This window comes from Petrachloros mirabilis, assembly GCF_975968855.1.
Genome location: NZ_CDLUDY010000279.1, coordinates 1 through 6993, shown reverse-complemented (window position 1 = coordinate 6993; position 6993 = coordinate 1). Strand labels below are relative to the sequence as shown.

Below are 6993 nucleotides of genomic sequence, written 5' to 3'. Positions count from 1 at the left end.
TCGTCGAGGCCGGCGATCCGGCGGTAGCCGCATCGCCTGGCCTCCAGTTCAAATTCGTCGGTAGGTCCCACGACGTTGCCTACGGACTCCTTGTCGGGAGGTACGACTATCGTGGTCTAACAAACAGAGACGGGCTAGCTTATGATTTTGCAGCTGCAGTTGCTGCTTCTGCCGGGGCTTCCGGAGAGTCGGCAGCCTTTGTGGAGGCTGACGAGGCTTTGCCCTCCCCGATGAACTCCCGATCTTCCACTCTCGAGAACTTGCCCTTTTTCCCTCGCAGATAATATAGCTTGGCCCGGCGCACCTTACCCTGGCGGACAACATCGATCTTGGTCACGATCGGTGAATGCACCGGGAAAATCCGCTCCACGCCTACGCCGTAAGACAGCTTGCGCACGGTAAACATTTCGGTATTCAGGCTCCCTTTTCTGGCGATCACGGCCCCTTCGTAAACCTGGATACGTTCTTTTTCGCCTTCAACCACTTTGACGTGGACGCGCACCGTATCCCCGATCTCAAAGTGCGGAACCGACTTCTTTTGTAACGACCGCTGTACCCGCTCCAACTGATTCATGACGTCAACCCTCCTCCCCACACTGAACCGGCGCGCACGGCACGCCTTCACGAATAATCTCATCCAACAACTGTCTGTCTTCGACCGTAAACTCCCGGTCCTTTAACAGATCAGGGCGTTTCTGATATGTCGCCCGCAGCGCTTCCTTCCGCCGCCAGCGGCGGATAGCTTCATGGTGTCCGGACAATAACACTTCAGGAACGACCATCCCCCTCACTTCCGCCGGTCTGGTATATTGCGGATATTCCAGCAAAGAATCGGTGAACGATTCTTCGACAATCGACTGAGGAGCACCTAAAACACCCGGGACCAGGCGTGCCGCAGCATCGATCATAATCAGCGCCGGCAATTCCCCGCCTGTCAACACGTAATCACCCACCGACACTTCTTCCGGCTGAAGGGACTGTTTGACTCGTTCATCAACGCCCTCGTAATGCCCGCACACGATCATGAGGCGACGCGAATCGCCAGCCAACTCCTTTGCATAGGCTTGCGTAAAAGACCGCCCGTGCGGTGAAGGAAGCAACAGCCGAATCTGCTCGCCTTCCGCTTCATATCGCCTGCGGATCTGTTCCACAGCGCGGATGATCGGTTCGGCTTTCATGACCATACCGGCCCCGCCACCATAAGGAACGTCGTCAGCGACCTTGTGCTTATCCAACGTGAAATCTCTGATATTGTGGACGCGCACCTCCAGCAGCCCCTTTTCCTGAGCACGCTTAAGCATGCTGGTGCCGACTACAGGTGCCACCATCTCAGGAAACAAAGTAATGACGTCACAACGCATCGGCACCCTCAATCAATCCTTCACTTGTACGTACAGTCATCCGCCCCTGCACAAGATCCACCGCCCGAACGAAATGTCTGGCCGCTGGAATGAGCAACTCCCGCCCATTCTTCCGCACGACGAAGACGTGATGACCCGGCAACTCCCAAACCCTATCAATGGTTCCGAGTTCATGCCCTTCTTCGTCGTCAACCATCATTCCGATCAAATCACATTCGTATAGGACGTCTTCCTGCCGGACAGAGGGTTCCGCCGGAGGCACCTGAATCAGCGCGCCGCGCAACATTCCCGCCGCTTCGGGTGTCGTGATTCCGTCGAATTGCAGAATATAGGCTGTACCGGCTTGGCGCACGTGGTTCACGGTCCTATTCGTGACTTCCCCTGCAACCCCTACTACACTCACAGCCTTCAAACGTTCAAATCGCCCAGGTACGTCACTCAAAGACCGTACCTTCACGGCCCCTCTCACCCCGAAAGGCTTTTCGATCTTGCCGATGGTCACGAGATCCACTTCCGCACTGGCCATACAATCACGATTTCTTCTTCTTTGCAGCCTTTTCCGTCTCGAACTGTTTCCAGACACCGGAGCGTCGGAGCAGCGTCTTAACCGTGACGGTCGGTTGAGCGCCTTGATGCAGCCACGTCAATACACGCTCTTGCTTTAATTCCGGCAAGCCCGCTTCCTTCAACGGATCGAAGATGCCTAATATCTCCAAAAAACGCCCGTCACGCGGCATGCGGGAATCCGCCGCCACGACGCGATAGACAGGTCGCTTATGTCGTCCCGTCCTGGTTAACCTCAAATGAACGGCCACTGTCACCCTCCTTCTCTGCGAGACACACCTGCCAGGGGTCCCTGATCCCGACTTACATCGAACGCAGGAGCTGCGCGAGTTGCCTACGTCCTCCCGCTCCAGCCATCACCTTCGCAATCTTCCGTGCCGACAGGAACTGCTTGATCAACCGATTCACTTCCATCACATTCGTTCCACTACCACGCGCAATACGTTTTTTCCGGCTGCCGTTGATGATGGTGTGGTCACGCCGCTCACGGGAAGTCATCGAATCGATGATAGCGACGACCCGCTTCATTTCCCGCTCCGGCACTTCCCCCTCCATGGCGCCTTTCAATTTTTGGCCGCCCGGCAACATCCCCAGGATTTGATCCAACGAACCCAACTTGTTCATCTGCCCTAACTGGGCGCGAAAATCTTCAAGCGTGAAGGAGTTGCTGGCCAGCCGCTTCTGCGCTTCCTCCGCCTGCTCGTGGGTAAACGATTCTTGGGCCTTCTCTATCAACGAAAGGACATCGCCCATGCCCAGAATACGGGAAGCCATTCGATCCGGGTGGAAGATCTCAAGCGCATCGAGTTTTTCCCCGACGCCCAGGAATTTGATCGGCTTACCAGTCACGGCCCTGATGGACAGCACGGCACCGCCGCGTGCATCGCCTTCCACCTTGGTCAGGATGACCCCGGTCAACCCAACCCTCTGATCAAATTGACCGGCCATCGTGACAGCGTCCTGACCTGTCATCGCATCCGCCACCAACAGCACATCGTTTGGCCGCACCGCAGATTTGACGGCGGCCAACTCCCCCATCAGCTCATCATCGATGTGAAGACGTCCACCTGTGTCGAGTACCACAAGGTCGAATCCTTGCTCACGTCCACGATCGACCCCCGCTTGGCAGATACGGACGACGTCCGCCTGCTTCGCGTCCACGTGATCCAATCTCTGCACTTCGATATCGAGATCCCGTCCCAAGCTGGCCAACTGGTCGCCAGCCGCAGGACGACGCGGATCCGCCGCCACTAAGAGCACCCGTTTCCCCTGTCCCTTGAAAAGCTTTGCGAGTTTCCCGCAAGTGGTAGTCTTACCAGCCCCTTGAAGACCGACCATCATTACAACAGTCGGCGGTGCCGAAGAAAGCGACAGCCCAGCCCGCTCGCCTCCCATCATGTCGCGAAGTTCGTCCCAAACCACCTTGACAACTTGGTGGCCGGGTGTAAGGCTCTTCAGGACCTCTTGCCCGAGAGCTTTTTCTCGAACACGTTCGATGAAGTGTTTGACGATCTTGAAATTGACGTCGGCTTCCAGAAGTGCTAGCCGGACTTCCTTTAAGGCTTCACCAATATTCTCCTCGGTGAGAATACCGGTGCCGCGGAGCTTCTTCAGGATTTTTTCGAATTTTTCGCTAAGCTGGTCCAGCATCATGCACCAAAGAAAAAGGCAATCGAAGCCTTGCCGCAGATCTCCGATCGCCTCGAAAAATCTAGCAAAAGAGCATCGGGCAGTCTAAATGACACCCTAGAAGAAGTCAAGGGAGAGACAGGCAGCATTTTGTTGACAGCTACAGGACCTTTCGCTATGGTCTACCCGGCATTCGATGAGTTCAGTCAATAGGTTATGAGGCCTGTGCTGTGAGAAAATCCCCGTGGTTGTTGCTCATGTTTCTCCTCATCGGCGGGCTATTGGGAGGAATACTAGGGGAAATCCTTCAGGTCATGGCACCGAAAGGCGGAACAATTCAGGCGTTCTTCACCACGAGCCTCCCAATAGGTTTCGACCCTCCGTTCACGATCAATTTACTCCTTATCAAGCTTACCCTGGGATTCAGCCTCAAATTGACCCTCTTGAGCTTTCTCGGTATGTTCCTTGGTATCTTCCTCTACAAGAATGTCTAGAGCTGGGATCTCAACTCCAACAGCTGCATTCGCAGGGTGCGGACGCGGTTTCTGAGCAAGGCGGCTTTTTCAAACTCCAATTCCTTTGCCGCTGCTTTCATTTCTTTCTCAAGGCGTTGAATACTCTGCTCGATCGTGTCGTCGATTCCGTATTCGGTCTGCGACTCAGCTGCCAATGCCAGTTGCTCTTCCTCAACGGGCATCTCGGAGTATTCTAGAAAGGGGATATGTTTTTCGACGCTTTTTGGCATGATGCCATGAAGATCGTTGTACTCCGCTTGTATGTTCCGGCGGCGAGCCGTTTCATCGATGGCCTGCTTCATCGAAGCTGTCACAGCGTCGCCATAGAGAATGACTCGGCCTCGTACATTTCTCGCTGCACGGCCCGCCGTTTGAATCAACGACCGGTAGGATCGCAAATATCCCTCTTTATCGGCATCCAGAATCGCAACCAAACTGACTTCAGGAAGATCTAGTCCCTCTCGCAGTAAATTGATACCAACCAAGACGTCGAACCGGCCCAGCCGAAGCTCTCGTATGATCTCGGCACGTTCCAATGTTTTGATATCCGAGTGGAGATATCGCACCTTAACCCCGACTTCATGGTAGTACTCGCTTAAGTCTTCCGCCATGCGTTTAGTCAGCGTAGTAACCAACACCCGACCGCCCACCATCGTTTCAGATCGTATTTCACTTAACAGATGGTCTACCTGTCCCTTTGCCGGATGCACTTCGGTGACGGGATCGAGCAAGCCCGTCGGTCGTATGATCTGTTCGACGACCTCGCCATTGACATGTTTCAGCTCATATGGCCCTGGCGTCGCAGACACGTAGATCACCTGGTTGAGGCAGCGCTCAAATTCATAAAACTTCAACGGTCTGTTATCAACCGCCGAGGGCAATCGAAATCCGTAGTCCACAAGTGTCCGTTTGCGCGAAAAGTCCCCTTCGTACATGCCACCGACCTGCGGAATAGTTGCGTGCGACTCGTCGACGATCAAGAGAAAATCCCTGGGGAAATAATCGAGTAAGGTCGGGGGGGGATCGCCCGGCGAACGGCCGCTTAAATGCCGCGAATAATTTTCGATGCCGTGACAGTAGCCCATCGCGCGGATCATTTCCAGATCGAACTTCGTCCGTTGGGCGATTCGCTGTGCCTCAATCAGTTGGTTCTGTTTCTTGAAATAGGCCACGCGTTCATCGAGTTCCTCTTCAATCCCGGTGATCGCTCGCTCGTGCCGATCCGGCGCGATGAGATAATGTGTATTGGGATAGATTGCCACTTTGGGCAGCTTCCTTATCGATTTCCCCGTCAAGGGATCGATTTCATGGATAGCGTCGACCATATCACCGAACAACTCGATTCGAACCGAGACTGCCTCGTTTGAAGCCGGAAAGATCTCGATCACATCACCGCGAGCCCGGAACGTCCCGCGATGAAAATCGACGTCGTTTCGTGCATACTGTATCTCGACGAGTTTCGCCAAGATCTTCTCTCGACGGATCTCCAATCCCTCTTCGAGATAGACGACCATGCCGTGATAGACCTCAGGCGACCCCAGTCCATAGATGCAGGAGACCGACGACACGATCAGGACGTCGTTGCGCTGCAACAGGGAAGTGGTCGCCGCATGGCGCATTTGATCGATCGCATCATTGATCGAGGAATCTTTGGCAATATACGTGTCGGTTTGTGGAATGTAGGCTTCAGGCTGGTAGTAGTCGTAATAGCTGATGAAGTATTCGACAGCGTTGTGGGGGAAAAACTGCTTAAACTCCTGGTAAAGCTGTCCGGCCAAAGTCTTATTGTGAACCAGCACCAGCGTCGGTTTTTGCACTCGAGCCACGACGTTGGCCATCGTAAACGTCTTGCCTGATCCCGTCACACCGAGCAGGACCTGATGCTTGCGACCGTCTAAGACACCGGTGGCAAGCTTATCGATCGCTTGTCCTTGGTCTCCACAGGGTTTGAAGGGAGCAACGAGTTGAAACTGTGCCATGAAACGACCTTCCAGCCGTTACTCTACCATGCAAAGAGACACGGCATCACGGCCGGACAATCCAATGATCGGCCGGACGGGAAAGTCAAGCCCACTCCTGCCGGCGCTAACTCAAATTAATCAGCGACCGAACCGGCTTGATCCGGACGATGACGGAGCGCCTTGCCTTCGAAAGGTGCTACTGCTGTCTCCCCCTCGATATGATCGGGTTGGCAGAGAACCGCTTCGCTGTGATGCTCGATGACGCATGGTTCTCACGCCGGCCTGCATGACTGCGGCGGCAGGGAGGGCGGCAAACGAGGGGAGCGGTAGTTTGGTGGTGCGGATCCTCAGTTGACGCACCATCCGCAGGTATTCGCGCTCTTCCGACTCCGACAGGATCAGAAATGTGGCACCCTCTTTCTCCGCCCGCCCAGTTCGTCCAGCCCGATGTACATACGAATTCGGGTTGACAGGGAGTTCATAGTGGATCACTTGAGACACATCGGGGATATCCAACCCCCGTGCCGCCACGTCAGTGGCCACAAGAGACCTCAATCGTCCGGCACGGAACGCGCCGAGCGTCCGCTCCCGTTGGGCCTGGCTATGGTTGCCAGTGATCGAACCAACCGAAGCCGGTTCTCCTCCCAACTTCGCTGCCAATCGTTTGACTTTGTACTTCTGGTCACAAAACACCATCGAGCGCTCTCCGGCCTTTACCGTTTGCAATAGTGTGTGTACGAGTTGAGTCCGCGATTGTTCCGCCTGCACGACGTAATAGGCATGCGTAATTGTCGCGGGGCTGCTTATACCTGGATCGACCGAAATCCTGGCCGGATTGCGCTGCATGCCAAGGGCAAGTTGCTCGATCTCCGGTGAAAAGGTGGCGGAAAACAACAAAGTCTGCCGTTCCTTCGGAAGCAAGCCGAGTATTCGCTGAATATCACGCAGGAACCCCCGATCGAG

At 54.9% G+C, this 6993-nt stretch carries 8 protein-coding genes; 1 reads left to right on the top strand and 7 read right to left on the bottom strand.

The window, feature by feature from the left end:
• Positions 1-139: 139 nt before the first annotated feature.
• The 5 genes from rplS to ffh are packed head-to-tail and all read right to left on the bottom strand — an operon-like array spanning position 140 to position 3575.
• The gene (rplS, locus tag ACWVCN_RS12050; RefSeq protein WP_455246016.1) at positions 140-574 is read right to left on the bottom strand and encodes a 50S ribosomal protein L19; all 435 of its coding nucleotides are present in this window, start codon (positions 572-574) and stop codon (positions 140-142) included.
• 4 nt (positions 575-578) lie between these two features.
• Positions 579-1361: a tRNA (guanosine(37)-N1)-methyltransferase TrmD gene (gene trmD, locus ACWVCN_RS12045; RefSeq protein WP_455246018.1), complete on the bottom strand. Its 783-nt coding sequence runs from the start codon at positions 1359-1361 to the stop codon at positions 579-581.
• Positions 1351-1887 (bottom strand): ribosome maturation factor RimM, encoded by a 537-nt coding sequence (gene rimM / locus ACWVCN_RS12040; RefSeq protein WP_455246015.1) that lies wholly within the window; start codon positions 1885-1887, stop codon positions 1351-1353. The genes trmD and rimM overlap by 11 nt, the downstream gene beginning before the upstream one ends.
• Before the next feature lie 4 nt (positions 1888-1891).
• Positions 1892-2176 (bottom strand): 30S ribosomal protein S16, encoded by a 285-nt coding sequence (gene rpsP, locus ACWVCN_RS12035; protein WP_455246014.1) that lies wholly within the window; start codon positions 2174-2176, stop codon positions 1892-1894.
• 52 nt (positions 2177-2228) lie between these two features.
• Complete coding sequence (ffh, locus tag ACWVCN_RS12030; protein WP_455246012.1) at positions 2229-3575, bottom strand: signal recognition particle protein; 1347 nt, start codon at positions 3573-3575, stop codon at positions 2229-2231.
• Between the two features lie 209 nt (positions 3576-3784).
• On the opposite strand from ffh, the gene ACWVCN_RS12025 reads away from it, so the two are divergent.
• On the top strand, positions 3785-4048 hold the full coding sequence (locus ACWVCN_RS12025) for a DUF4321 domain-containing protein (RefSeq protein WP_455242746.1): 264 nt from the start codon (positions 3785-3787) through the stop codon (positions 4046-4048).
• Here the strand turns inward: ACWVCN_RS12025 and uvrB are convergent.
• Both uvrB and ACWVCN_RS12015 read right to left on the bottom strand, forming a co-directional pair.
• Positions 4045-6048 (bottom strand): excinuclease ABC subunit UvrB, encoded by a 2004-nt coding sequence (uvrB, locus tag ACWVCN_RS12020; RefSeq protein WP_455246010.1) that lies wholly within the window; start codon positions 6046-6048, stop codon positions 4045-4047. The two genes, ACWVCN_RS12025 and uvrB, sit on opposite strands and share 4 nt — an antisense overlap.
• A 120-nt stretch (positions 6049-6168) precedes the next feature.
• Positions 6169-6993 (bottom strand): helicase-related protein (locus tag ACWVCN_RS12015; protein WP_455246008.1); only part of this gene is annotated, 825 nt, incomplete at its 5' end.

Coding starts and splice junctions, on each gene's coding strand:
- rplS (WP_455246016.1), bottom strand. CDS start 574: ATGAATCAGTTGGAGCGGGTACAGCGGTCGTTACAAAAGAAGTCGGTT.
- trmD (WP_455246018.1), bottom strand. CDS start 1,361: ATGCGTTGTGACGTCATTACTTTGTTTCCTGAGATGGTGGCACCTGTA.
- rimM (WP_455246015.1), bottom strand. CDS start 1,887: ATGGCCAGTGCGGAAGTGGATCTCGTGACCATCGGCAAGATCGAAAAG.
- ffh (WP_455246012.1), bottom strand. CDS start 3,575: ATGCTGGACCAGCTTAGCGAAAAATTCGAAAAAATCCTGAAGAAGCTC.
- uvrB (WP_455246010.1), bottom strand. CDS start 6,048: ATGGCACAGTTTCAACTCGTTGCTCCCTTCAAACCCTGTGGAGACCAA.